The 26,117-nt window shown below is 66.5% G+C and carries 11 protein-coding genes; 5 read left to right on the top strand and 6 right to left on the bottom strand.

Translation table 11 applies throughout. The annotated features are described in order from the left end of the window. Positions 1-3 precede the first annotated feature (3 nt). The gene (locus ACTOWK_RS04300; protein ID WP_441328955.1) at positions 4-10,428 is read right to left on the bottom strand and encodes a hemagglutinin repeat-containing protein; all 10,425 of its coding nucleotides are present in this window, start codon (positions 10,426-10,428) and stop codon (positions 4-6) included. A gap of 235 nt (positions 10,429-10,663) precedes the next feature. Here ACTOWK_RS04300 and ACTOWK_RS04295 point away from each other — a divergent pair, with 235 nt between their 5' ends. After that, the gene (locus ACTOWK_RS04295) at positions 10,664-11,758 is read left to right on the top strand and encodes a sulfite exporter TauE/SafE family protein (RefSeq protein WP_441329117.1); all 1,095 of its coding nucleotides are present in this window, start codon (positions 10,664-10,666) and stop codon (positions 11,756-11,758) included. 25 nt (positions 11,759-11,783) lie between these two features. On the opposite strand, the gene ACTOWK_RS04290 is transcribed toward ACTOWK_RS04295, so the two are convergent. Next, a complete protein-coding gene (locus tag ACTOWK_RS04290) occupies positions 11,784-12,704 on the bottom strand; it encodes a LysR substrate-binding domain-containing protein (protein ID WP_441328954.1) in 921 nt (306 codons plus the stop codon). Between the two features lie 120 nt (positions 12,705-12,824). Between ACTOWK_RS04290 and ACTOWK_RS04285 the strand changes: the two genes are divergently transcribed. Further along, a complete protein-coding gene (locus ACTOWK_RS04285; RefSeq protein ID WP_441328953.1) occupies positions 12,825-13,526 on the top strand; it encodes a pirin family protein in 702 nt (233 codons plus the stop codon). Positions 13,527-13,643: 117 nt separating this feature from the next. Beyond that, on the top strand, positions 13,644-14,474 hold the full coding sequence (locus tag ACTOWK_RS04280) for an alpha/beta fold hydrolase (RefSeq protein ID WP_441328952.1): 831 nt from the start codon (positions 13,644-13,646) through the stop codon (positions 14,472-14,474). Positions 14,475-14,615: 141 nt separating this feature from the next. Here ACTOWK_RS04280 and ACTOWK_RS04275 read toward each other — a convergent pair whose 3' ends face one another. Together ACTOWK_RS04275 and ACTOWK_RS04270 are read right to left on the bottom strand one after the other, a co-directional pair. Next, positions 14,616-20,837: a calcium-binding protein gene (locus ACTOWK_RS04275; protein WP_441328951.1), complete on the bottom strand. Its 6,222-nt coding sequence runs from the start codon at positions 20,835-20,837 to the stop codon at positions 14,616-14,618. 230 nt (positions 20,838-21,067) lie between these two features. Continuing rightward, positions 21,068-21,487, bottom strand: coding sequence for an OsmC family protein (locus tag ACTOWK_RS04270; RefSeq protein ID WP_441328950.1), 420 nt, complete (start codon positions 21,485-21,487; stop codon positions 21,068-21,070). On the opposite strand from ACTOWK_RS04270, the gene ACTOWK_RS04265 reads away from it, so the two are divergent. Beyond that, the gene (locus ACTOWK_RS04265; RefSeq protein ID WP_441328949.1) at positions 21,486-22,274 is read left to right on the top strand and encodes a hypothetical protein; all 789 of its coding nucleotides are present in this window, start codon (positions 21,486-21,488) and stop codon (positions 22,272-22,274) included. The two genes, ACTOWK_RS04270 and ACTOWK_RS04265, sit on opposite strands and share 2 nt — an antisense overlap. Before the next feature lie 46 nt (positions 22,275-22,320). On the opposite strand, the gene ACTOWK_RS04260 is transcribed toward ACTOWK_RS04265, so the two are convergent. Both ACTOWK_RS04260 and galE read right to left on the bottom strand, forming a co-directional pair. After that, positions 22,321-23,244: a hypothetical protein gene (locus ACTOWK_RS04260; RefSeq protein WP_441328948.1), complete on the bottom strand. Its 924-nt coding sequence runs from the start codon at positions 23,242-23,244 to the stop codon at positions 22,321-22,323. A 165-nt stretch (positions 23,245-23,409) separates the two neighbouring features. Next, on the bottom strand, positions 23,410-24,438 hold the full coding sequence (gene galE / locus ACTOWK_RS04255; protein ID WP_441328947.1) for a UDP-glucose 4-epimerase GalE: 1,029 nt from the start codon (positions 24,436-24,438) through the stop codon (positions 23,410-23,412). A 229-nt stretch (positions 24,439-24,667) separates the two neighbouring features. Between galE and ACTOWK_RS04250 the strand changes: the two genes are divergently transcribed. Continuing rightward, positions 24,668-26,116, top strand: a complete 1,449-nt coding sequence (locus tag ACTOWK_RS04250) for a lipopolysaccharide biosynthesis protein (RefSeq protein WP_441328946.1) — start codon at positions 24,668-24,670, stop codon at positions 26,114-26,116. The last annotated feature ends 1 nt before the right edge of the window (position 26,117 follow it).

Below are 26,117 nucleotides of genomic sequence, written 5' to 3'. Positions count from 1 at the left end.
GGTTCATTTTGCCCTGAAGACTCGGATCACCACACCATTGTCGCGCCCGTACTGCAAGGCCCGGTTGATAGCGGCCATCTGCTGCGGCGTGCCGCCCTCGGAGGGCAGGACGAGCTCGAACGCCTTGCGCTTGATGTCGGTGGCTTCGATCTTGAAGGCCTTGTTGCCGACCAGCCCTTTGCTTCCGGTGCCTTCGTAGTCGATCAACTGCTGGATCTGCCCCTTGATCGTCGACTCGGCGGCGTTCGGGTTGTTGATGCGCGAGGCGGTATTCCAATCATAGCTTTTGATGCTGACCGCATCGCCCAGGATCTCGTCGAAGACGTCGACCACCCGCTCGTTGTTGTGCAGGCCCATGCCGCGTTCGTTGCGATCCAGCACTTCTTCGGCCAGCGCGCCGCGCTTTTTGTTGTCCGGCGACCAGATGCTGCCGTCCTTGTGCGACAGGACCGGCGCATCGCGAACCGTATCGCCGGTCCGCTGGGTAGGCAGGTTCCACTGCAGGTCCTTCGACGAGGGGATGTGCCCGGCGGCGATTTCGTTGCCTGCGGCATCCTTGTAGGTCGTGGCGGTATAGGTCTTGATGGATCCGCTGTAGTTCGGCAGATCGTTCAAGGTTTCCTTGACCGTCTTGATCTCGCCCGCGCCCGGCAGCGATTCGACGATCTCCTGGACCTTCTTGGCGCTGCCGGCACCGGCGCCGGCTCCCAACAACGGCCCCACGCTGGCGACATCGCCCAGGCTGGTGCCTACCGGGTTGCGCGGCGGCTGGCCGGTGCCCCAGGCGTTGGCGATGTCGTTGCCGGACCTGACGCTGTCGTATTGCTTGAAGATCGCCCAGTACAGGTTGTCGCTGTCGCCGCGCGACAGTTGGTAAGCCCAATCGGCGACCGGCGCGGCGATATCGCGGACTTCGAGATTGCTCTTGTCGATGTAGTCCTTGTAGTCCTTGCCGGTGATCAAACCGTTGATGTAGGCGTTGCGCATCGCCGACTGCTGCTCTTGGATCTGCTCGTAGGCGGCGGTGGCCTCGCCGATCTTGGAGCGGCACTGCGGCGAATCGGGCGAAGCGCAGGCGACGTTCAGCTCAGCCTGGCGGCCGGCGTCGAGCTTGTTGAGGTCGTCGCGCGCCCGGCATGCGGCGGCATCGCCGGTCTTGCAGGCGTTGTTGCTCTTGATCCACTGCTGGATCTCGGGGTGCTTGAGGTAATTGTTCGAGGTCGCCGCATTGGCCACGTTCGCGCCCAGGGCGGTATCGCCGCCGGAGGCACCGATGGCGGCGCCGAGCATGGTCGAGCCGGCGAGCAACAGGTCGTCGTACTCGGCCTTGATGCGCTTCTTGTCGGCTTCGCTGAGCCCGGCGGCGTTGTAGTCGTAGCCGTTTTCCTTGAGGAACTTGGCCATCACCGGCAACAGCGCTTCATTGACGGCACCGGCCGCGGCACCGATGGCCGCGTTACCGTCGCCGAGCTTGGCCCGCACCAGGCCGGCCAGACCGTGCAGCACGATCTTCTGCGGGCTGCCCTCCTTCCATTCGTACTTGCTGGCGACATCGCCGATCACGCTGGTGATCACGCCGCCGACCATCTCGGCGATGCGCTGCCGGTCCTTGACCTCCTGCTGCCGCTTCGGAATCTCCTCAGCCTGCTGCAGGGTCAGGGTATTGACCAGGGCCCCGTTGGCGGTTTCCGGGTCGCGGACGGTCAAGGTGGCGACGTTGTCGCGGCTCTTGTCGTCGATCTCGGCATTGCCGGTGCCGGTGATCTTGATGGTGCCGGGGCTGATGACGCTGAGGGTCTGGCTGGTCTCGTCGTTCTTGGCCGGCAGGCCGGCACCGCCGTTGATGTTCGCCAACGCCGTGCTCATCACGCTGGAGCGGACGTTGCTGGCCAGGCTGGTGCCCTGCGAATACGCGTTAGCCCCCGAGCTGAAACTCATGTTCAGACTGGAACTGGACGAGTTGGTCTGCTGCTGGTTGGTCAGGTCGCTGGTGGTCAGGCTGGCGGTGGTCAGGCTGTTTTTGTCCGGCGCCGCGGTGCTGGTGATGGCGCCGCCCTTGAGGTCGGTGTTGCCGCGCACGACGATGTCGTAGCCGCCCTTGCCGGCGCTGATGCCGCTTTGGCCGGTCGCGCTCTGGTAGAGGTGGTTGACGCGATCGCTCGAGGCGTTGACCGAACCCGACACGTACTCGCCGTAGCAGATCGGCGGGATGCACAGGCTGAGGCTGAAACCGCTGCTGCTTTCGCGGCTGACGTAACTGGTGACGTCCTGCAGGGTCTCGATGTTGAGATTACGGCCGACGTTCATCTCGACGCTGTCGCCGGCCAACTGCGCGCCGCGCAGATTGGTGTCGCGGCCGCTCTTGACCTTGAGCGAGTCGGTCGCGGTGACCAGGGTGTTGTCGTGGCTGACCTCGAAACCGGTCTGGCGGCCCGACTTGGCGCCCGCCTCGACCTGGATACTGAAGCCGTTCTGCGAGCCGAAACCGAAGGTGACGCCGCCGCCCAGGTTGCTGCCCGAACTCGTGCCGAGGGTCGCGGCGGTGTTGCGCGCGGCGTACAGGTTGATGTCGCGCTTGGCGTCCAGGACGATGTCGCGCGCCTGCAGCTTGCCGCCTTCGATGTTGATGTCGGATTCGCGGGCGGTGATGTCGATGCTGCCGGCCTGGATGTTGGTGCCGCGCTGGCTGGTGCTGACCTTGGCCGTGTCGGAACGCTCGCGGGTGCGGCTTTCGCTGACCGCGATGCCGAACGCCGCGCCGGACGGGTTGTTGGCCAGGGCGGCCTCGCTGCTGCCGGCGGCGACCGCGGAGGCGACCTTGCTCGGGTCCTGGCCCTGGCCGAAGCTGTTGACCCCGTTGGCGATCTTGTCGCCGCTGGCCAGCTTGTAGGCGTCGTAGCCGGACTTCAGCACCAACGCGCCGCGCAGGCGGTCGTCGCTGGTGGTGCGCGCCGATTCGACCCGCTTGTACAGGCTGGTGATGGCGCCGCCGACATAGCCGGTGAGTTCGGCGCCGATGGTGTGGCCGCTGCTCTCCTTGTGCTTCTTGCTGACCTCACTCGAAGTCGCGGCCATCAGGTTGACCGCGTTGCCGGAAATGCTGACCCGGTTCCTGGCCAGCAGGTTGGCGCCCTCGGTGGTCACATTGCCCTGCCCGGTGCCCGCGTACTTGGGGTCGGCGCCGGCATACAGGCTCAGGTTGCCGTTGTTGGCGCTGATCAGGCTGGTGACCGCGGTGCTGGACTGGCCGGTGCCGTCCTCGCCCTTGCGGGTGCGGCTGTACAAGGTCTGCTTGGGCGCGTAGCCGACCCGCAGATTGAGGGTGCGGTCGTTCTTGTCGCTGGCCGAGATCGTGTTGCTGGTGTCCTGCGCGGCGAGGATGTCGATGTTGCGGCCGGCAGTGATGCCGACGTTGCGGTCGGCGATGACGTTGCTGGCGATGATCTGGGCATCGCGGCCGGCTTCGATGCTGACGTTGCCGCCGCTGATGCTGCTGCCGACCTGTTCGGTACTGCTGCCGATCTCGAACTCGCTGCGCGAGCTCTTGTTGTAGGTCAGGCCGTCGGTCAGGTTGCGCTTGAAGCCGCTGTTCTTGCTGGAGGCGAAGCTCGCCGACTGCGAATGCTCCTGTGCGCTTTCGATGCGCACGTCGCGTCCGGCGCTGAGCACCGCCTGGTTGACGGCGGCGACCTCGCTGCCGCGCACGACCAGGTCGTTGCCGGCCGACATCACCACGTTGTCGCCGCTGAAGCTGCTGCCGATGACCCGGGTTTCGTTTTCGCCGTCGAGCTTGTCGCTGCTGCTGCGCGAGAGCAGCTTCTTGCTCGAGCTGTGGCTGACCGCGAGCATCGCGCTCGCGGACTGGCCGGCGTCGATGCGGATGTCGTTCTCGGCGCTGACCGCGAGAGTGCCGCCGGCCGCTACCTGGGCCGCACGCGCCTGCACGTCGTGGCCGGCGCTGATCGCGACGCTGCCGCCGCCGATGATTTGCGAACCGACTTCGCGGCTGTGCGCGGCGATGCCGCTGGCGGTGGTGTCGCCGCTGCCGCCGCTGACATGGGCCGAGGTGGACAGCGCGACCGTGCCGAGATTGACGTCGCGGCCGGCGTGGGCCAAGGTGCGGCTGCCCTGGCCGACGTTGGCCAGGATCGCGCCGGTCAGGTTGAGGTCGCGTTCGGCCGAGGCCAGCAGCACGCCGCCCGGGTCGGTGACATAGACGCCGGCGACGCGGTCGATGTTGCTGCCGGTCAGCAGACCGGTCGAGTTCTGGGTGGTGGTGCGGATGTTGATGTCGCGGCCGGCGGTCAGCACCGCCGAGTCGCGTGCGGTGATGCTGCCGCCGAGGTTGTTGAGGTCGTTGCGCGCGTCGATCGCCACGTTGGCGCCGGCGATGCGGCCGCCGAGATTGTTGACGTTTTCGGCGGTGATCGACACCAGCGCGCGGCCGGCGATGGTGCCGGTGTTGACCACGTCGCCGGCGCTGCCGATGCGCACCGCATTGCCGGCGAGCAAGGCACCGGAGCCGTCGATGTCGCCGGGACGCACGCGCACGTACACCTGCGGCACCAGCACGCGCTGGCTGCCGCCGTCGGGCAGACTGACGGTCTGTTCGACCAGCCAGACGATGTCGCTGGTCAACTGCGCCATCTGCGCCGCGGTCAGGGCCACGCCCGGGCGCAGGCCGAATTGCTGGGCGAAGGTCGCACCGGCGTTCATCAGCGCGGTGTATTGGCTTTCGTCGCTGCCGAAACCGTCGAGATAGCGATAGCCGGTGAGCTGGGCGACCTGCTCGCGGATCAGTTTTTGTTCGTAGAAGCCGTCGCCGAGGCGCTTGAGCAGGTGCTCGGGCTGGAAGCCCATGCGGCTCAACAGATAGTCGCTGCTCAACCATTGGCGATGATTGGCGAAGCGCGGATCGGTCTCGATCAGATAACGGCTGCCGGCATCCGGACGCAGGCCGAACAGGCTGGCGCGCGGCACTGTCGCATTGGGCAGGCTGGTGCGCACGACCATCGGGATGTTCTCGTTGCGTCCGGTGCCGTCGGCGCCATTCGCACCGCCGGCGGTGCCGGCGCTGGCGCCCGAGGCGCGGATTACCGCACCGACCTGGGCCGGTACCTCGACCACTGCGCCCGGACCGGCGCCGCCGTTGACTCCGCCAGCCCCGCCGCCGCGTGCGTCGACGTTGGCCGTACCGGCCGCGCCCGGGTTGTAGCCCTGCACCGCGTTGACGTTCTGCAGCGGGGTGTACTTCTCCAGGTCGATGGTTTCGTTGATGTCGGGGTGGCTGACGCTGCCCTGGAACTCGCCCTTGTGGTTCATGACGATCGTCGAGCTGACGATGCGGCGGTTGCCGGTCAAACCTTCGTTGGTGACGTCGCTGGCGGTCAGGGTGCCGCCGGCGATGATCTTGCTGCTCTTGTTGTGCACGGCGCCGGACAGCGCCATGTCGCCGCCGGCGACGATGCGCGAGGGGTAGACGTCGGTCGCAGTGTCTTCGGTGACCGCATACGAGGTCGTCCACAGGCCGAAGCCTTCAACCGTCAGCAATTGCCCCGCAGTGCCATCGGGGTTGCGCAGATACACGATCGGCGAGCCCATGACGAAGATGACCTGGTCGAGGGTGTAGAAGCCACTGCCGCCGATCGGCGCGAGCAGTACCGTCGGCGCCTTCGCCGGCGTTGCCTGCGGGCCCTTGCGGATATGCACGTCCCAGTTGTTGATCCGTCCCATCGCGATCGACAGGTCGCCGAGGGACTCGATGTCGGCACTGAAGTTGTTGAGCGTGCCGCCCTGCCCGGTCGCCTCGCGCTCGCCGTTGAGCGCGCCGCCGATGAACAGGTCGCCGCCGCTGAAGATCAGCGCGTGCTCGCGGTTGTTGACGGTGCCCGCGCCGATGTCGAGGCTGTTGCGCGCGGCGATGGTGCCGGCCTTGATCGTGCCGCCGACGCTTTCGGCATCGTTGTTGACGGTGCCGGCGCCGATCGAAACCACGTCGCCGTAGATGCGGCCGGTGCCGATGTTGCTGACGGTGCCGGCGTCGAGGCGGGTGTCGTGGCCGTCGATCAGGCCGCGGTTGCTCAGGGTGTCGGCGGCGCGGACGATGGTGGTCTGGCCGGCGATCTCGGCGCCGGCGTTGTTGGCGACGTTGCGGCCGGCCACGGTCAGGGTCGCACCGGCAACGAGCTTGCCGTTGTTGGTGAAGTCGCCGGTGGTGGTGTAACTGACGTTGCCGTTGGCGCCGACCTCGCCGTGGTTCACCACGTCCTGGGTCAGGGCGATGCTGAGGTCCTTGCCGGACACCGCACGGCCATCGCCGCTGAAGCGCGCGGCGTCGATCTTGAGCAATTTGTCGGCGACCAGGGTGCCGTTGCCGTTGATCAGGTTGAGCGTCTTCGCCGCCGGGTTGGCGGCGTTGGGATCGACGATCGCGACGGTATCGCCGGCCGAGATCAGCCCGCCGCGATTGTCGACAGTGCTGCCGCTGGCGATGGTGACGTTGGCATCGGCGCGGATCGCACCGGAAGTGTTGTCGAGGCCGCCGCTGTTGATCGCGACGTTGCGGCCTTCGATGCCCTGGTTCGCGCCCGAGCTGCCGGCGTTGATCAGATTCCCGCTGTTGAGCGTGGTCGTGCCGAGCGAACGGATCAGCGCGCCGATGTTGTCGATCGCGCCGGCGCTGAGGGTCAGATCGCCCTTGGCCTGGGTCTGGCCGCCGCGGTTGTCGTAGGTCGCGCCATGGGTGTCGATGCGGATGCTGCTTTCGCCCAGCACCGTGCCGCCGCTGTTGCCGACCGCGCCGGTGTTCGCGACCAGCGCCTGCTTGGCGCCGATGAAGCCGGCGTTGTTGTTCACCGCGCCGGCGTTGAGGGTCAGAGTGTCGGCGCTGCTGATGCCGCCCCGGCCGTTGCTGGCGCCGGCAGCGTTGGTGTTGATCAGGGCCTGGCCGCCGGTGTCGATGCTCATCGCCTTGCCGGACTGGATCACGCCGCTGTCGTTGTTCAAGGCGCCGGATTTCAGCGCGACGGTGTTGGTCGCCGCGAGCGCCCCCTTGCCGCTGTTGTCGAGCGCGTTGCCGCGGGTGTCGACCGACAGGCTGTCGCCGAACACCTTGCCGCCGCGATTGCTCAAGCCGCCGTTGGCGAGCGTGGTGCTGGCGCCGGCCTGCAGGCTGCCGCCGTCGTTGCGGGTCAGGCCGGCAGTGGCGATGTCGAGATGGCCGCGCACCGCGGCGACGGTGCCGCCGCTGTTGTCGAGGCTGGCGGCCTGGAGGCGGGTGTTGCCGTTGCCGGCGATGGTGCCGCCGAGATTGGTGGCGGCGCCGTTGCGCGCATCGACGGCGACATCGCCGACCGAAGTGATGCGGCCGCTGTCGTTGTTCAAACCTCCCGCCTGCACGTCGACCTTGCCACCGGCGCCGATCTCGCCCTTGAGGCTGTTGTCGAGCAAGCCGTCGACGCTGAGGCTGAGCGCCGAGCCTTCGGCCGCACGCAGAGTGCCGGCCCGGTTGTTGAGGCTACCGGCGGCGACTAGGGTCTGGCCGTTGCTGGCGAGGATGCCGCCGCTGTTGTCGAGCGCGCCGCGCACGCCGATGTGGGTCGTGCCGGTGCCGGTCTGGACGATCTGCCCGCCGCGATTGCTCAGCGCGCCGGCGTCGATGACGATCTGCTTGGCGCTGGTCTTGCCGCCGTCCTGATTGAAGGCGCCGGCCAGCTCGATGAGCAAGCCGCCGTTGCCGGTGATCTGCCCATTGTCGCCGTCGAAACGGCCGCCGGCGATCTTCAGCGCGCCGCTGCCGGCGTGTTCGATCTTGCCGCCGCGATTGCTGATGGCTGCGCCCTGCAGCGCCAGATCCTGCCCGTTGCTGGCGATGCGGCCGCCGTCGTTGTTCAGCGTGCCGCTCACCGCGAGCGTGCTGGCCGCTGTACCGGTCTGGACGATCTCGCCGCCCTGGGTGTTGGCGATATTGGCGGCGCGGAGGTCGAGTTCGCCGGCATGGAGCTTGCCGGCTTGGTTGATCACGGTTTGCGCAGCGTTGGCGTTGGCGACGACGCTCAAGCGGCCGGCGGTGGCGACGGTGGCGCGGCTGGTGTCGACGTTGCCTTGAGTAGCGGTCAGCGCGATCTCGGCGGCACTGGTCTGGCCCGCGGAAACATCGACGCTCGCGCCCTGCAGGCTCGCCTTGCCGGCGGCGAGCTGGGTGCCGTGGGCGACCAGGGCGCCGCGGGTGGTGACCTGCAATTCGCCGGCGCCGGCGAGTTTGCCGTCGGCCTGGATGCCGGCGCCGAGCACGCCGGTGCTTCCGCCTTGCAGACTGCCGGCGGCGACGCTGGCGTTGCGGCCGGCGGTGAGGCTGCCGTCGTTATTGAAGACGCCGCCGCTGACCACGGTGACGTCGCGGGCACCGCGCAGGCTGCCGCTGTTGGCCAGGCTGCCGGCCTGCAACTGCAGGTCGCCGGCCGCGCCGATCTGGCCCTGGGCGTTGCTCAGGGCACCGACCACGTTCAAGCGCGTGTCCGCCTGCGCCGACTGGATGCTGCCCTTGGTGTTGTCGAGCGCGGCGGCGCTCAGGCCGATATCGCGATTGGCGATCAAGGTGCCCGCGTTGTTGATCGCCGCGCCGGTCACCGCTGCGCTCAGCGCGCCGGTCGCGGCGATGGTGCCGCCGCTGTTGTCGAGTGTTCCGCCGACCGAGAGCTGGGCGTCGCTGGCGCTGGTCAGCGTGCCGTCGCGATTGAGCAAGTCGCCGCTCGCGGCGATGTTCAAGCGGCCGGCATTGAGCTTGCCGCCGCTGTTGTCGAATTGCTCGACCTGGGCGTTGAAGACGTTGCTGATGTTGAGCGTGCCGCCGCGGTTGTCGAAACGCGGCTGGCTGATCGTCATGTCGGCCAGACTGAGAGTGCCGCCCTGGTTGTCCAGGTTTGCGCTCTGCAGCGAGATCGCACCGCCGGCATGGATGCGCCCGCCGTCGTTGCGCAAGGTGCCGGCCGTGGCGATCACCCCCGGCGACGGCGGCTGGTACGGCGGCGGCACGACGCCACCGCCCTCACCGGTGCCAGGAGTACCGCCACCGTTGCCGGGTGTGGTCGGCGGCGTACCGCCGCCATGGCCAGGCCCGGTGCCCGGCGTGGGTGTCTGTGCGATCGGTTCCAGGCCGATGCTGCCGCCGCGGTTGCTCAGGCTCGGCGCATTCAAGGCCAATGCCGCAGCGCTGGTCTGGCGCAAGGTGCCGCCGCGGTTATCGAGATCGCCCGCGCTGTTCAACTCCAGACGCGAGCCTTCGAGCGTGCCGCCCCGCTCGCCGATGCGGTTGTTGAGGGCGCCCTGGGTCGCAATCTTGAGGTTCGCGCCGCTGGACACGCGGCCACTGTTGTCGAACGTCGATGCGCTCAGGCTCGCGTCGGTCGTGGCCTGCAGGCTGCCGATGTTTTCCAGGCGTCCGGCGCTGGTGACGACGAGTTGGCCGGCGCCGGCGAGTGGCGTCGCCGAGGTCGAGGCCGCCTGCACGGTGCCGGCGTTGCGCACGCCGAGTCCGGCTTCGGTGCCGACCAGCACGATCTTGCCGGCGTACATGCCGCCCAACGCGGCGACGTCCAAGGCATAGGTCGGCGCGTTGCCGGAGGTGTCCGCCGCGGCGATCTGGGCGTGATCGGCGGAGATCCGATTCGCGCCGGTAACGAGCTTGAGCTCGCTGGCCCAGATGCCGGCATTGGCCTGCACCGCGCGGGCGAGGATCGCGGCGTAGTCGGTCTTGCTGGCGTCCAGGCCCTTGCCGTCGATGGTGATGGTGCCGCCGCGGACCAGGAAGCTGTCGAGGCCGCCGAACGAGTTGAACTGCGGTGTGCCGGTAGTCAGGGTGGCGCGGCTGGCGTTGATGAAACCGCCGCCGTCGACGGCGATGCCGGCCGGGTTGGCGATGATCACCTCAGCGCGCTGGCCGCCGACTTCGAGATAGCCGCGCAGGCGGCTCGCATCGCCGCCGTTGACCTCGTTGAGGATGATCCGCGCCGGCCCGGTGGCGAGGTTGGGATTGCCCTGCACCCAGCCGCCGAGTTGGGTCTGCACATTGCCGCGGCTGTTATTGAGGATCGCGCCTTCGGGGCCGACATTGAACTGCTGGTAGACGTTGCGGCTGACACCGGCCGCCGACGGTGTCTGGATGTTGACCAGGGGCACGCCGTTGGGTGCGGTCAGCAACACCGGGCGCTGTGTCGCGGGCGCTTCCGGCGCCGCGATGATTTGTCCCTGGCTCGGCGAAGCCGAAAGTGCGGCCACCAGTACCACCGCCGCGGTCAACGGCGCGGTGGCGCGGTGCGCGCACGCGCCCTCGCCGTCCTTGGCGAGTGCCGGCTTCGTCCCGGAAGCCGACGCGTTCGGTTGCGTGCCGTGAGCACGCGCACGGGCGATGCGAGGCGGAAGGCGGGTCATGGTCTGTCGTCCTTGAAAGAATGGCGCTCGTCGCCGTCGGCATCGCACCCCGCAGGGCATGAGCTAGCGTTCCTCTATAGAGACGAGGCAGCAGCGCCGATCCCTACCCCGTCCGCTGCAATCGTCCCGACAAGTGACGCAGGTCACCTTTACGGGCGGTAACGGCGTGACGCCGCGGGCCGGTCGCCCTGCCTTTCCAGTCTTGCGGTCGGCTTGAGCCAGCCGTGCGAGCGCCATCGCGACCCGACGACTGTGCCGTTATCCGCATCCGGAGCGCGTAAGCGACACAAGCCGCGTCGGCGCGCGGGTCCGACCATGGCCCGGTCGTGTCGGGAGGCGCCATGTCCGTCGAAATCGAAAGCCGTTTGCCCTCGCGTTTGCCATCGCTGGCCGGGGCGTCGTCATGAACCGTCCGAGCCTCGAGGTCGCGGTACTTTGGACGGCCCTGGCCTTGCTCGCATTGGCCTATGCCTGGCGTTGGTACGGTCTGGAACGCGACCGCCGCAAGCGCGACCCGGCAGCCGGCGAATCGCCGCGGCCCCGACCCGGCGATTGGTCGACCGGCCTGGTCGCGAACTTCTTCGACACCCTCGGCATCGGTTCCTTCGCCACCACCACCGCGATCTTCAAACTGCGCGGCCGGGTCGCCGACGATCGCATTCCCGGCACCTTGAACGTCGGCCATGCCTTGCCGACCATCGCCCAGGCCCTGATCTTCATCGCCGTGGTCAGCGTCGACTTCGTCACTCTGGCCGGGATGATCGCTGCCGCGGTGTTGGGCGCCTGGGCCGGCGTGCGGGTGGTGGCGCGGCTGCCGAAGCGCGCGATCCAGATCGGCATGGGCATCGCCCTACTGGTCTCGGCGTTGTTGTTTCTCGCCACCAACCTGCAATGGCTGCCCGGCGGCGGCGAAGCGCTGGGCCTGTCCGGCGCGACGCTCGCTTTCGCCATCGCCGCGAGCTTCGTCTTGGGTGCCTTGATGATGCTCGGCATCGGCCTGTACGCGCCGTGCCTGATCCTGGTCAGCCTGCTGGGCATGAACCCGCTTGCGGCCTTCCCGATCATGATGGGCGCCTGCGCCTTCCTGATGCCGGTGGGCGGCGCGGCCTTCGTGCGCAGCGGCCGTTACGATCTGCGCGCCGCCTTGGGCCTGGCCCTGGGCGGCATCCCCGGGGTGTTGATCGCCGCGTTCCTGGTCAAGTCGTTGCCGCTGGAATGGCTGCGCTGGCTGGTGCTGGCAGTGACCTTGTACGCCGCCGCGCAGATGCTGATCTCGGCGCGGCGGGCGCGCACGAACCCGACCGCTGCATTGGAAGCCGATCGCGCCTGAGTCGCGGCCTGAGTCGCAGACGGCTTCACTCGCCCGGCTCGGCCCACGGCGCCTTCTCGAATTTGCGCGCCAGGTAATCGATCAGGACCTGCACGCGCGTCGGGCGCATGCGGCCCGGCGGCGTGACCACGTGCAAGGCGATCGGCGGCGGCGCCCACTCCGGCATCACCACTTCGAGCTTGCCGTTGCGCAGTTCGCGCCAGACCAGGAACTCGGGCTGCAGCGCCAGGCCCTGCCCTGCCAGCAGCGCGGGATTCAATGCCTCGGCGTTGTTCACGCGCAGCGGCGTCGCCACGCTGATCGAGAAATCGCCGTGGCGCTTGTGGTTGAAACGCCAGGCATTACCGAAGCGCGAATAGGTATAGAACAACGCGTCGTGATCGGCCAGTTGCCGCGGATGTTTCGGCCGCCCGCGTCGCTGCAGATACGCCGGCGAAGCGACCAACAGAATGCGCACGCCGCACAAGCGCCGCGCCAACAGGCTCGAATCGGCCAGGGTCGAGATCCGCAGAGCCAGGTCGTAGCCGCCGCCGATGAGGTCGGTGACGCCGTCGTCGAACACGATTTCCAGGGCGATGTCGGGATAGCGCGCCATGAACTCCGGCAGCAAGGGCGACAGATGGGCGATGCCGAACGACATCGGCGCGGCGATCCGCACCTGGCCGCGCGGGCTCGCGGCCTGGGCGGTGATCTCGGCCTCCACCGCCTCGCCCTCGGCGAGGATGCGGCTGGCGCGTTCGAGCGCGCCGCGGCCGCTCTCGGTCAGCGACATCTTGCGCGAGGTGCGGTGGAACAACACCGTCTTCAGGCGCGTTTCCAGGCGCGTGACCGCCTTGGACACGGTCGCCTGCGCCAGGCCGAACTCGGCGGCGGTGCGGGCGAAGGATCCGGTTTCGGCGACCTTGGCGAAGATCGCCCAGGCTTCCAGGTCGGGCAGTTTCTGCATCGCGAGTGTCCATGTCTTTTTTGGAAAGAATGACTTTCCATCGGTTCCATTCTAAACCTGATCGCATCGGCCTATCGTTCTCCTCAAGCCGCACGGCATCCACTCCACGAGGACACGGACATGATCGAACTTCGCCCCTTTGATAGCCTCGGCGGCGCCGACCACGGTTGGCTCGACGCCAAGCATCACTTCTCGTTCTCCGGTTACCGCGATCCCGAGCGCATGGGCTGGGGCGCGCTGCGGGTCTGGAACGACGACACCATCCAGGCCAATACCGGCTTTCCGCCGCATTCGCACGCCGACATGGAGATCATCACCTACGTCCGCGACGGCGCCATCACCCACCAGGACAACCTCGGCAACCGCGGCCGCACCGAAGCCGGCGACGTGCAGGTCATGAGCGCAGGCACCGGCATCCAGCACGCCGAGTACAACCTCGAATCCGGCACCACCCGGATCTTCCAGATCTGGATCATTCCCGATCAGCGCGGCGGCGCGCCGACCTGGGGCAGCAAGCCCTTTCCGAAGGGCGACCGCGCCGGTCATTTCGTCATCCTGGCCAGCGGCATCGAAGGCGACGAAGACAGCTTGCCGATCCGCGCCGATGCGCGCGTGCTCGGCCTGACCCTCGCCGCCGGCGAATCGGCGGAATACGTCTTCGCCGGCGAGCGCTACGGCTATCTGGTGCCGGCCAAAGGCAGCGTCGAAGTCAACGGCGTGCGCCTGCAGGTTCGCGACGGTGCGGCGATCCGCAACGAAGGCGCGATCCGCGTCGTCGCGATCGACGATGCCGAACTGGTGCTCGTCGATACCGCGCCCTGATTTCATCTTTCGCAGTTGACGCTACGAGTTCAAAGCGAGTCCCTGCGACGCCGGTCAACGCCGGTGTCGCCCGCATCGACCACACTTCCCTATTCCCCACCGCACAGGAGCGACACCATGGGCACTTTCACCACCAAAGACGGCGTGCAGATCTATTACAAGGACTGGGGCCCGCGCGACGGCGAGCCGGTGGTCTTCAGCCACGGCTGGCCGCTGAGCGCCGACAGTTGGGAAGCGCAGATGCTGTTTCTCGCCGATCACGGCTATCGCACCATCGCCCATGACCGTCGCGGCCACGGCCGCTCCAGCCAGCCCTGGGACGGCAACGACATGGACCACTACGCCGACGACCTGGCCCAGTTGCTCGAACATCTCGACATCCAGGGTGCGACCCTGTTCGGCTTCTCCACCGGCGGCGGCGAAGTCGCGCGCTACATCGGCCGTCACGGCACCCAGCGGGTCAAGAAGGCCGGCCTGATCTCGGCGGTGCCGCCGCTGATGCTCAAGACCGACGCCAACCCCGGCGGCCTGCCGAAGGAAGTGTTCGACGGCCTGCGCGCAGGCTCCATCGCCGACCGCTCGCAGTTGTACCAGGACCTCGCCGGCGGCCCGTTCTTCGGCTTCAACCGTCCCGGCGCGAAGCAATCGCAGGGCATGATCGATTCGTTCTGGGTCCAGGGCATGCAGGGCGGCCACAAGAACACCTACGACAGCATCAAGGCGTTCTCGGAAACCGACTTCACCGAAGACCTGAAGAAGTTCGACGTGCCGACCCTGATCCTGCACGGCGACGACGACCAGGTCGTGCCGATCGATGCGGCCGCACGCGCCTCGGCCAAACTGGTCAAGAACAGCAAACTGGTGGTCTACCCCGGCGCTCCGCACGGCCTGACCGACACCCACAAGGAAAAACTCAACCAGGACTTGCTGGAGTTCCTGAAGTCCTGATCGTATGCGCCGCACCGGAGTCCGGTGCGGCGCGGGCCGATTCGATACAGGCGGGGCATCGGCACGGCCTCAACGGATAGGCCCGGCTTCCTGGCCGGGCCTATCCGGTTGTTCAAGCGTCGTCGGACTGCGAATCGAGCCCTAAACCGCCATGCGGCCGATGCCACTGGCATCGATGTACGCCAGGCTGTTGGCTTGCCACATGCCGGCCGATGCCGTCTGCACATCCTTGACGGGCGCGATGGATCCGGCGCCATTGCCATAGCTGCCCATCGCCGCGATCAGTGCCTGCAGCTCCGAACGGGTCGTCGCCCCGCTCTGCGGCGAACGAGTCGACGGCGACGCCGGGCCGGACGGCAAAACACCAGTGGAACGATGTTCGGACAAATCCGAGCGCGGCGGTGCGTCCTGCGCCGCGATCGACGGCGAAATCTCGGCCGATCGCACGAAATCGGTCGGTACCGGCGGCTCGCTCGGCAGCATCGCCAAGACCGCTTGCACATCCCAGACCGTGCCGTCGGCGAAGCGGATTTCCTCGACCCGTCCGTCCCAATCCGAACTCGACGGATCGTCGGCGAAGTACCCGACGATCTGCAGAATATCGTCGGTGCCGACGATACCGATATGCAGGTCGTTGAAGGAGCGCTGCAGACTGACGTCGCTGGTCGCGATGCCTTCGCCCAGTTGCACCGCATCGACGGTCTCCGGGACGTCCTCGGTGAACTCGGCGGTCCGGGAGAGTTCAACGATCGCCTCGGGAGTGGGGCCGGTCGGTCCGATCGGTCGGCCCAGCTCGTAGATCGCATCGCTTCCGTCGCCTCGGCCGAAGCGGTAGATGTCCCCGCCCGTGCCGCCGGACAACACGTCGCTGCCGCCTCGTCCATGCAGGATGTCGTTGCCGCCGGCGCCGACGATCTCGTCGTCGCCGTCCCCGCCCAGCAGGAGGTCGTCGCCTTCCATGCCCGACAAGAACTGCGGCGCACCGGGCGTCAGAGCGAACACGTCCTCGGCGCTGAGCGAAGTGCCGTCGGCAAACTCGAAGCGATCGACTTCGAACCCAGCGCTGGCCGATCCCGCGAAGAAGTTGAAGACCTGCGCAATACGATTGCCCTGCGTGTCGCTGATGTCCAGGTGCTTGCCGTCGGCCGAGAACGCAACGTCCGGGCGCTGCCAGGCTGCGCCGAACTTGATCACGTCCGTCTCAGAAAGATTGTCGTTGCGAGTGTCGAAAATCGTCCGGCCCGATGCCAATCCGCTCAACACGTAGATGTCGTCGCCGGCGCCGCCGCTGAGAATGTCGTCGCCGCCGTTCGCACCCACGCGGTCGGCACCGTCGCCGCCGAATATCGCTTCCGCTCCGGCGCTGCCGTCGAGCACATCGTTGCCAACGAAGCCGATATGACGGACACGGTTACCGATGAGGACCTGGCTCAGGAAATCGTCGTCCTGTCCGTAAAGCAGGGGCTCGTCGATCGTCCACGACGAGCCGTCGGCCAGTTCGACTCGATAGTTCCCGCCGCCGTCGAACCGGATCGAATCGTTGCTGCCGGCGACATGCAGGGTGCTCAGCCGACCAATCTGTCCGCCTTCGCCATCGTCTTCGCCGGGCTGCACCACCAGATACAGGCTGCTCGGGTCGGTCAAGTGCGCGAAACGCAAAGTGGACGTGGTGAAGCCGTTGCCGGTAGCGAAACGGTCGTTGCCGAACTGCGCGTCGAAACGGTAGACACCACTGCTTTGGTGCAGCACATCGTCGCCAAGCCCACCTTCGATCAGGCTTCCGCCGAAAATGGTGTCGTTGCCGTCGCCGCCGATGGCAGTATCGCCGTAGGCAGCCTCCAAGGTGTCGTCTCCGATGCCCCCGTCCAAGGTAACTCCCGAACCGTTGCTCCAGAGCCGGTCGTCGCCACTACCGCCGAACAGTCGGTCCTCACCATTGCCCGAGAGGATGTCGTTGCCGTCGCCGCCGTAAAGCTTGTCGACGCCGTCCACATCGGCAGCGGAATAAAGTACGTCATCGCCTGCTTCGCCATGCAACTCGTCCGAGCCATTCTGACCATCGAGCCAATCGCGTCCGCTACCGCCTCGAATAATGTCGTCGCCGCTGCCGCCGGCGATCCGGTCGTTGCCGTCCGCCCCGTCGATGATTTCCGACTCGTTGCCGCCGATGCGGTAGATATTGACCGGGACTTCGTACTGGCTGCCATCAGCGAACTGTATCTGACGGATACTGAAATTCGAGTTGAAGTAGTCGTGAAGGGTCAGCACATCGTCGGTTCCGATGCTCAAGACCAGGTTATCGCCGACGCGCTCGGCGACGATATCCTCCTTGCGGATTCCGGCGCCAAAGCGAACGGTATCCAACTGCTCGTAGTCTTCGGCGGCGCTGCTCCAGATCTGGTCGCGCCCGAAACCTTGCTCGAATACATAGATGTCGGCGCCGGACGATCCCATCAGGCTGTCGTTACCGCTTCCGCCATCCAGCCAGTCGTCGCCGCCATCGCCCTGTAACACATCGTTGCCGACGCCTCCCTGCAAACGGTCGTGCCCCGCGCCGCCGGCAAGACTGTCGCCGCCTTCGCCGCCATCGAGTTGGTCGTTACCCCATTCCCCTTCGAGCAGATCCGTACCCGCCCCACCGAGCAAGCGATCGATACCGTCGCCGCCCTTCAATTGATCGTTGCCGTCCTCACCGAGCAAGGTATCGTCGCCGCCACCGCCCAGAACGGTATCGTTGCCCGATCCGCCGAGGATGATGTCGTTGCCGGACTGAAACCAGTTCCCACCGAATCGCCAGTACTCGCCATCGCCGCTCAAGATGTCGTCGCCGCCATAGCCATAAAGGATGTCGTCGCCGGCACCTCCGTACACCTGGTCGCGACCGTCGCCACCGCCGATCAGGTCGTTGCCTTCGGTGCCCAGCACGTCGGTTCCGGTGGAAGGAACGTTTTCAGGCATGGAAACGTGGGCCAGGATGTCCGCCGCATTCCATTGGGAGCCATCGGAGAAACGGAACTGGTGCTGCCCCGGTGCCGTGTAGTAGCCGCGCAAGGTGACGCGGTCGCTGCTGCCGGAAATCGAGACCACCAGATCGTCGCCGACCCGCAGCAGCCTCAACGCTTCCTGGGCGATACCGTCGCCGAACTGAAGGAGATCGACGACGCCGGCTTCCGTACCGGCGACGATTTCGTCGTCGCCGAAGCCGACCTCGAAGTGGTAGACGTCGGTTCCGAGCCCGCCATCGAGCTTGTCGTTGCCCGCATCGCCTCGCAGCGAATCGTTGCCGTCGCCGCCCAGCAGATGGTCGTCGCCCGCGCCGCCCAGCAGCGCGTCGTTTCCGCCGTCGCCGCGAACAGAGTCGTTGCCACCGCCGGCCCAGACCGAATCGTCGCCGCTGCCGGCATTGATGCGATCGTTGCCGCTGAAGGCGCCCACATCGTCGTCGCCGTAAAGAATATCGTTGCCGGAGCCGCCAAACAGCAGGTCGTCTCCACCGAAGCCGTAGATCACATCGGCCCCGTCGCCGCCGTCCAGGGTGTCGCGACCGTGCTGTTCCGGCGCCACCGACAAACCGTCTCCGTCGAGGTAATCGTTACCGGCACCGCCGGCGAGGGTATCGTCGCCCTCGCCGCCCCAGGCCTGGTCGTCGTCGTCTCCGCCATCGAGCCGATCGTTGCCGCCATTGCCGTACAGCTTGTCCTTGCCGGCACCGCCGATGACGGTGTCGTTGCCGTGAGCCGCCAGCTCGACGTCCGCCACATTGGCGTCGCCCATCAGCACGTCGTCGCCCGCACCACCTTCTACAAGGTCGCTGCCGCCCTGGCCGAACGCGATATCGTTGCCGGCGCCGCCGCGAAGCAGGTCGTTGCCGTGATAGGCGGTGCCGAGCGCGGCGTCGTCGCCGATCAAAGTATCCGCACCGTCGCCGCCATCGATGACGTCGTGCCCGCCCATGCCCCACAGCTGATCGTTGCCGATACCGCCGTCAAGGGTATCGTTGCCGTGCAAAGCACCTGCCGTAACGGCGTCGTCGCCAATGACGATGTCGTCGCCATCGCCGCCTCGCACCGTGTCATGACCGGCATTGCCTTCGATGCGGTCGTTGCCGCGGCCGCCATCGATCAGATCGTCCTCGGCCACGCCTGGGTTGCGCGCATCCGATTCCGGTTCGCTGCCGATGCGGTCGCCGCGAATCACATCGTCGTCGTCGCCGCCGTCGATCACGTCGTCGCCGCCCTGGCCATAGATCACGTCCGCGCCGGCGCCGCCCATGATCACGTCGTTGCCGGAAACGTTCGCGTCGGTCGAAGCGGCCCAGCTGCTGCCGTCCAGCGCGGTGGCCGTGCCGAGCAGCACGTCGCCGAAGATGACGTCGTCGCCGGTGCCGCCCTGGATGAAGTCGTCGTCCTCGGCACCGAGCAGCAAGTCGTTGCCGCTGCCGCCGTCGATGGTGTCGTCGCCCTCGCCCGAGCGGACTACGTCCGAGCCGGCGCCGGCGTCGATCACATCGTCGCCGCTCTGGTTGCCTGCGTTCGGGTCGAGGTCTACGAAGGGGTTCGTCGGCTCGCGGCCCGGTTCGGCGTTGACCTCATCGGCGGTCATGCCGCCCCGCTGGGCGTACATATCGAGCCGGCGCAGGTAATCGCGCGCATCGACCGCCGCCTCGCTGGGGCCGAAGAAGTACCAACCGTTGCCCGCGGCCAATTCGCGGCCGGGCCCGGTGGTGTCGACCCAGGCCCAGGGATGCGTTACGTTCGCCGGATCCGACCATCGCTTCCAATACATCACCGTGGAGCCGTCGAAGATGAAGTCGTTGCCGTCTCCACCGATCAGGGTGTCGCGCCCGGGACCGCCCATCAGCAGATCTTCGCCGTCGCCGCCATCCAGGTGATCGTCGCCGTAGCCGCCATCCAGGCCGTCGTTGCCGGCCATACCGTAGACGCTGTCGCTGCCGCTGTGTTCGAGCAAGGGATTGCCGTCGCGACCGAAAAGGTCGTGGAGGCCGGTGAGCGATTGTCCCGTAGGCAAGCTCATGCCGCCCGGATCGGGCAGATCGATGCCGAGATCGCCATTGCTCCAGTTCTGGACCACGATGCGCGCATTGGTTTCGCGATGGACCAGGATCAGGTTCTGCGAGGCGCCTTCGCCCACCAGCAACAAACGGAACAACTTATCGGTGGTCAGCCAGCTGAAACCGTCTTGAGTAACCGAAGTGAACGGCGAATCGGCTCCGACCGCAAGGCCCTCGTAGCGGATACGGCCATTGCCATCGGCGTCGACGATAATGTCCTGGGTGCGGCCGTCGAAGAAGTCTTCGCGGGTGAAATCGTAGAAGTCGTGCCCCTCCCCGCCCTTGAGGGTGTCGTTGCCGACACCACCGATCAAGGTGTCGGAACCGGAGCCGCCGAGCAACATGTCTGCGCCGTTCTGGCCACGCAAGACATCGTCGCCTTCGTCACCGCCCAGGTAGTCGCTTAATGCGCCACCTTCGATCGTGTCGTTACCGGCACCGCCGACGATGGAGTCGCGCAGGTTCGATCCCAGAAGAACGTCGTCACCTTCGGTACCCAGCCGCGCGACATAGTTCAGATTCGGGAACGTGACTGACCCGTTGTCGAATTCGGCGAAGACGCGCGATATCAATGCGCCGATATCCTGATCTTCCTTCTCACCGAATACCCCGGCGAAGAACTCTTCGGCATCTTCCTCGACCTGTACGCCGAAAACCGTCGCCGTAGCCACGACGATGACCGAGGCGGCCAATGCGACCGGCGCGCTGATGGCGCCCGCGGCGACCGCGCCTGCTACGGCCATGTTCCCGATTGCCGCCAGCGCCTCGGTCGCTATGTATCCGGCGACGACGCCGGCCAGTTTCGCACCGTCCCGGTTGACGACCGCTGCGATCAGATCGCCGGCGGTCAGTGCGTCGTCCACCCGTCCGAGCACTTTTCCATACTTGGCGCCGTCGGCGAAGCGTCCGAGACTCTTATTGAGATTTACGTTGAAATGATCGGCGAACTGCTGCAGGCGCTGGATCGGGGCCAGGCTCTCGTTCGCCAGCATTCTGGCCAGGCGGTCGTAGTCGAACATAGCCTGCGCCGCCAGGCGCTTACGAATGGAATCTCGCCTGAGCTCGGGGCTATTGGCCACCTCCAGCATCCGCTCCGACGAGAGCTTTGCGCTCAGGATCAGAGCGCGGACCATCGCAGCTTCTTTGTCCACGTCGTATATGTCGCCGTTTCGCAATTTTTCCGAAACGTCGGCGAGCCCCGACAAGAACGAAATCGTAGCTTCGTTCAAATCCTGTTGGATGTTCGCCAAGTCTTCCCGCGTTGCGGAATCAATGCCTTCAATGCCTTCCATGCCCCATCCTTGTTCGTTCGTTTGACCCCGACCCCGGGGAATTCGCCAGTGATGCCCAGCCCCACGCGGATCGCCAGGCATTCCAGCTGATGCTGCCCCATGCCTGTATCCGGGCATGAGATGTTAGCGAGGCGCACGCGCCTCCACCACTGGAAGGAAAAGCCAGTACCGGCAACGGCGTGGCGAGACCCGCCGCCGTATCCGGCGCGGCGGCGCTCGGTGAGCGCGGCTCAGGCGGCCTGCACCGCCAGCGCAGTCGCGATTCGCACCCCGCCAGTCAGCACCTTATGGATCGGGCAGGCGTTGGCGACCTGCAGCAGGCGCTCGCGTTGCTCATCGCTGAGGTCGCCGCTCAGGACGATGCGGCGGCGGATGTCGGTGCCCTCGGTGGGCTTGCCGTCGGGATTGAAGCTCAATTCCACTTCGACCGCGCTCAGCGGCCATTGCTTGCGTGCGGCGTACATGCGCAAGGTGATCGCGGTGCAGGCGCCGAGGCTCGACAGCAGCAGGCGCTCCGGCGGCGGGCCGCTGTCGGCGCCGCCCTGTTCGGCGGGCTCGTCGGCGAGCCAGTGGTGGTCGAGGTCGTCGCTGAAACGAACCTGATACGGGACGCCGTCGCTGCTGGCCACGACGGTGGCGATGGCGGACATGGATGACTCCGGTACGATTGAAGATCGACCGGTTATCGCATGCGCTCAACCAAAGCAGAAGCACTCGCAGTGGAACGCTGCATCGGGGCTTGAGGCTTGGTCGGTGCTGCGCACGAACACCGCGCTTGCGCGATCGGATAGGAACATCGACAAGGCGCGGTTCGGCGCGAACCGACCGCTACCGGGAGCCGCCGGCATCGAGTGCGCCGGCGGCAGGACCGGACCGAGGCATCCTGGTTCTGAGCGTGTCCTGGCCGTGTTCTGGCCGTCTTTGCCGACCAATTGCGTACCCCTTTTTGGCGGTCGCGACGGCCGCTTCGAATCGATGCGCCCGACCGGCGCGACAACCGGCCACGAGGAGAACGGCATGACCCAGGACAGGGGCGCGGGCAACAGCTTGCTTGCGGATTTCGGGACCCGCGACATCGTGCTCGAAGTGGTCGCCGACACCGCGACCCAGGACGGAGCGCCCGAGGTCCAGGTGACCTTGCTGGTGGCGGGCGTGCTGATCTCGGGCACGGTCATCGGCTTCGAGCGCTATGCCCAGCACCACCCGATCACCGCGCGCATCCAGAAAGCGATAGCCGGCCTGGCCGCGAGAGCCTCCGATGAAGAAGGCGCGCTCCGCCCCGGGCCGCCGCTGTACCTGCATCTGAGGGATGCGATCTACTACACCCCCGGGTCGCAGCAGGCGTTTCCGTCCGATCGCGGCGTGTTCTGCCGAATCGCCCTGAAGGACGTGTCGGCGTTCAACTTCGGCAGCATCGGCTGGTCGCAGCCAAGCTGAGCCTTGTCGTCGCCGCCTTGCCCTGCTCGGCCGGGCGACGACGCCCTCAGCGATTGAGCCACGGCGAGGAGGTCGCCCAGAAAATGATGTCGGCGCCGAGATAATCCTCAGCGAAAGCGGTGAACTCCTCGCGCGTGAACGGCTTGCCGGTCTTCTGATCAGTGTAGGTCAGGGTCGGTTCCTGGATCGCCATCGCGATCAACGGCAGTTTTGCACGATAGCGATGGAAGAACGGATAGGAATTCTTCATCTGCCCCGGCTTGAACGGGACGATGTCGGGCCCGCCGAGACCAACGCCGTGCTTGGCGGCATACGCGAACAAACGGCCCATGTAGTCGTGGTCGTTATTCCATTCGCAAGGCCAGAAGTTGACGTACTGGACCACGTGCGACTTCTTGAAAGCCATGCGCGCCGCAGCCAGGTTTTCCATTTCCGCAGCGAAGTACTTATCGCAGCTGAAACCGCTGCGGTCGTGCTTGTCGTCGATGTCGATCGCGGTCTCGGGCAGGTTGATGCCTTCGATACGGCCGTCGTAACGCTTCGCCAAGGCCTGCAGCAGCTTCTGGAAGCGCTCTCTTACGGCGGGGTTCCATTGCTGCGTGGCCCAGCCGGAAGCCTGCGGTTGGTTCTCGCCGGGGTTGTCGAGTTGCGGCACGAGGCCGCCGCCATAGATTGGATCGGTCAGCAGATAGGCGGGGATGTTGCGTGCCCGGGCTTCAAAGAAACGGTCCTGGATCTGGATGAACAATTTCTTGCCCAGGGACTGCACCTGCTTGAGGTCGGCATCGATCCGATCGAAATCGTACTCGCCCTGCTCTCGCTCCAACTGCTTCCAGTGGTAGACGATCTGCACGCCGGCGATGTCGGGCCGCGCGAGATAGCGCTGCTGCTCGGCGAAATCGCCCGCGCTGGTGTAGATGTAGTCGGCAGGCGCCTGGGTCGCGTCGGCGAGCGGGCTGGCCGCGATCAAGAAGAATCCAAGGGCCGCCGCCAGGGGCTGGTATGTGCGCATGCGTTGCGACCGGTTGCCGTCGAACGACGATGGTAGCGAAGCAGCCTTCGCGTGGATGAATCAATGTTCACGCTCGGCGCGCCCGAGCTCGCACGCCTTTGCGCAGAAACCGCAAGGCGCCGTTCAGAACGCCGGCGCGTTATGCCATTGCCAGGCGCTGTCGACGATATCTTCCAGCCGGGTATAACGCGGGACCCAGCCCAACAGCGATCGCGCCGCATCGCTGGCCGCGACCAGCACCGGCGGGTCGCCGGCTCTGCGCGGCGCCACCTCATAGGGAATGCGGCGGCCGGCGATGGCTTCGGCCGCGCGGATCACCTGCAGCACGCTGAAACCCCGGCCGTTGCCGAGATTGAAACGATGCGCTCCCGGCGTGCTGTCGAGCCAGCGCAAGGCGCGGATGTGCGCGTCGGCGAGATCGAGCACGTGGATGTAGTCGCGCACGCAGGTGCCGTCGATGGTGTCGTAGTCGTCGCCGAATACCTGCAGCGCTTGCGCTTCGCCGAGGGCCGCGCGCAACACGTTCGGGATCAGATGGGTTTCCGGATAATGCGATTCGCCGATGCCGGCATGGGCCGCGGCGCCGGCGGCATTGAAATAGCGCAGCGATACCGAACGCAAACCGTAGGCCTGCGCGGCATCGGCGAGCATGCGCTCGACCATGAGCTTGCTCGCGCCGTAGGGATTGATCGGCTCGGTCCGGTGCGCCTCGTCGATCGACACCGAGTCCGGCTCGCCGTAGACCGCGGCCGTCGACGAAAACACCAGGCGCCCGACGCCATGACGCTGCATCGCCTGCAACAGATTGAGGCTGCCGACCACGTTGTGCCGGTAATAGTCGTAAGGCGTGGCCACCGATTCGCCGACCAGCGAGCGCGCGGCGAAATGCATCACCGCATCGACCGGACGCTCGAAGGCGGCATCGAGCGTGTCCGGTTTCAGCAGGTCGGCGGCGATCCAGCGGCCCCAGCGCAAGGCCTCGCGATGACCGGTGCTGAGGTTGTCGAGCACGCTGACTTCGAAGCCTTGATGCGCGAGCGCATAAGCGGCGTGCGCACCGATGTAGCCGGCGCCGCCGCAGACCAGGACATGGCAGGAATCGTGTGAGGGAACAGTGAGCGGAACCGGTGCGACGCTTGCGGGATGAGTCACGAAAGCCTCTGGAAACTGAAGGTTTTTCCTGGTCTGCCCTTGTGGCTCCGAGCATGCCGTGGGAGTATGCGTCGGACTAAAACTGTGATGCAAATCACTTAATTATCTTCATATTTATGAATGAACCGGCCCGGTAAGGAATCGAATCGGCCGGCTCGGAAGCTCGCGCGATTCCGGCGCGGAGCTCTCTTCGTTGCAACCGACATGTTGTGACCAGCAAGGACGCCTCGTGCTGATTCGCCAGACCCTGCTGTACCTGCCCGCACAACTGCTCGGCCCGCTCGCGCAGTTGGCGGCGATCGTGTTGTGGACGCACTGGCTCGATCCGAACGAGTTCGGCCTGTTCACCCTGGCCATGGCGATGCAGGAAGCGGTGTATCTGTTGTTCCTCGCCTTCTGGTCGTATTTCCTGCTGCGTTTCCTGCCCGGCGCCGACGCACTTCTGCGCGAGCGCATGGACGCGATCGAAAGTTGGGTGTTCTTCGCCAACGGTGTGCTGCAGGCGGCGGTGCTGCTGATCCTGTTGCGCTACGTCGCACACGAGTGGCCGTCGCCAGCACTGTGGACGACGCTGTTCGTATTCACCTTGACGCGTTCCTATTGCACGCACCTGGCCGAGCGCGCCAAGGTCGCCGATGCCATCGGCGTCTACACCGCCTTGCAGAGCGTCGGTCCGGTCGCCGGTCTGGCGATCGGCTGGAGCTGGGCCCGCCTGGCGGCGAACGGCCCGACCCAGATCGGCCCGCTCGAAGTGCTGGCCTCGTACGCGATCGCGCAAAGCCTGTCCTTGCTCTACGCGGTGTCGCGGTTGCGCCTGCGTCTGCAATTACGCAGGCCGGACCGAGCCGTCTGGCGCCGGGTCTGCCTGTACGGTCTGCCGCTGGCGATCAGCGGTGTGCTCGCCTGGGTGCCCGGCAACGGCATCCGCTTCGTGGTCGAACACGGCATGGGCCTCGCCGCGGTCGGTCTGTTCTCGGTCGGCTGGACCTTGGGCCAACGCGCCTGCGGGTTCGCGGCGATGCTGGTCACCGCCGCCGCGTTCCCGATCGCCTTGCGCCTGGAAGCACAGGGCGAAAAGCATCAGGCGCTGCAGCAGGTCGCGCTCAACGGCGCCCTGCTCTGCTCGGTGCTGGTGCCGACCGCGGCCGGCCTGATCTTGCTTACCGAGCCGTTGTCGCGCGCGGCGGTGTCCGCGCCGTACATCGCGACGACCTTGAGCATCCTGCCGCTCGCGACCCTGGCCGGGCTGATCAAGAACCTGCGCAGCCATTTCGCCAACCAGCCGTTCCTGCTCGCGCAGAAGACCGGTTGGACCTTGGCGATCGACGTGCTCGAAACCGCCCTGTTCCTCGCCGCCGCCGCGATCGGCCTGCGCACGATGGGTTTGGTCGGCGCCGCTGCCGGTGCGCTCGCGGCGGTGAGCGTCGGTGCGCTGGTGTCGTTCGTCGTCGCCGTACGCAAACTCGGCATGCCGATGCCCATCGCCCACCTTGCGCGCATCGCGCTGGCGACTCTGGCGATGGCCGCGAGCCTGTCGGCCTTGCCGTCGCTCGCCGGCTGGACCCAACTCATCGCCGCCGTCGCACTGGGTACGACGGTGTATGCGGCAGCGCTCGCGCTGACTTATCGCGGCCAGCTCGGCCAGTTGCGCAGCGCGCTTCGTCCCAACTCACCTTAGC

The organism is Lysobacter sp. CA196 (assembly GCF_052078695.1).
GTDB lineage: Bacteria > Pseudomonadota > Gammaproteobacteria > Xanthomonadales > Xanthomonadaceae > Lysobacter.
The sequence above is the reverse complement of the archived record's forward strand: the minus strand, read 5'-3'. Positions and strand labels throughout refer to the sequence as shown.

Excerpts from the sequence above, each read along its gene's own strand:
- ACTOWK_RS04300 (WP_441328955.1), bottom strand. The coding sequence starts at position 10,428 with ATGACCCGCCTTCCGCCTCGCATCGCCCGTGCGCGTGCTCACGGCACG.
- ACTOWK_RS04290 (WP_441328954.1), bottom strand. The coding sequence starts at position 12,704 with ATGCAGAAACTGCCCGACCTGGAAGCCTGGGCGATCTTCGCCAAGGTC.
- ACTOWK_RS04285 (WP_441328953.1), top strand. The coding sequence starts at position 12,825 with ATGATCGAACTTCGCCCCTTTGATAGCCTCGGCGGCGCCGACCACGGT.
- ACTOWK_RS04280 (WP_441328952.1), top strand. The coding sequence starts at position 13,644 with ATGGGCACTTTCACCACCAAAGACGGCGTGCAGATCTATTACAAGGAC.
- ACTOWK_RS04275 (WP_441328951.1), bottom strand. The coding sequence starts at position 20,837 with ATGGAAGGCATTGAAGGCATTGATTCCGCAACGCGGGAAGACTTGGCG.
- ACTOWK_RS04265 (WP_441328949.1), top strand. The coding sequence starts at position 21,486 with ATGGATGACTCCGGTACGATTGAAGATCGACCGGTTATCGCATGCGCT.
- ACTOWK_RS04270 (WP_441328950.1), bottom strand. The coding sequence starts at position 21,487 with ATGTCCGCCATCGCCACCGTCGTGGCCAGCAGCGACGGCGTCCCGTAT.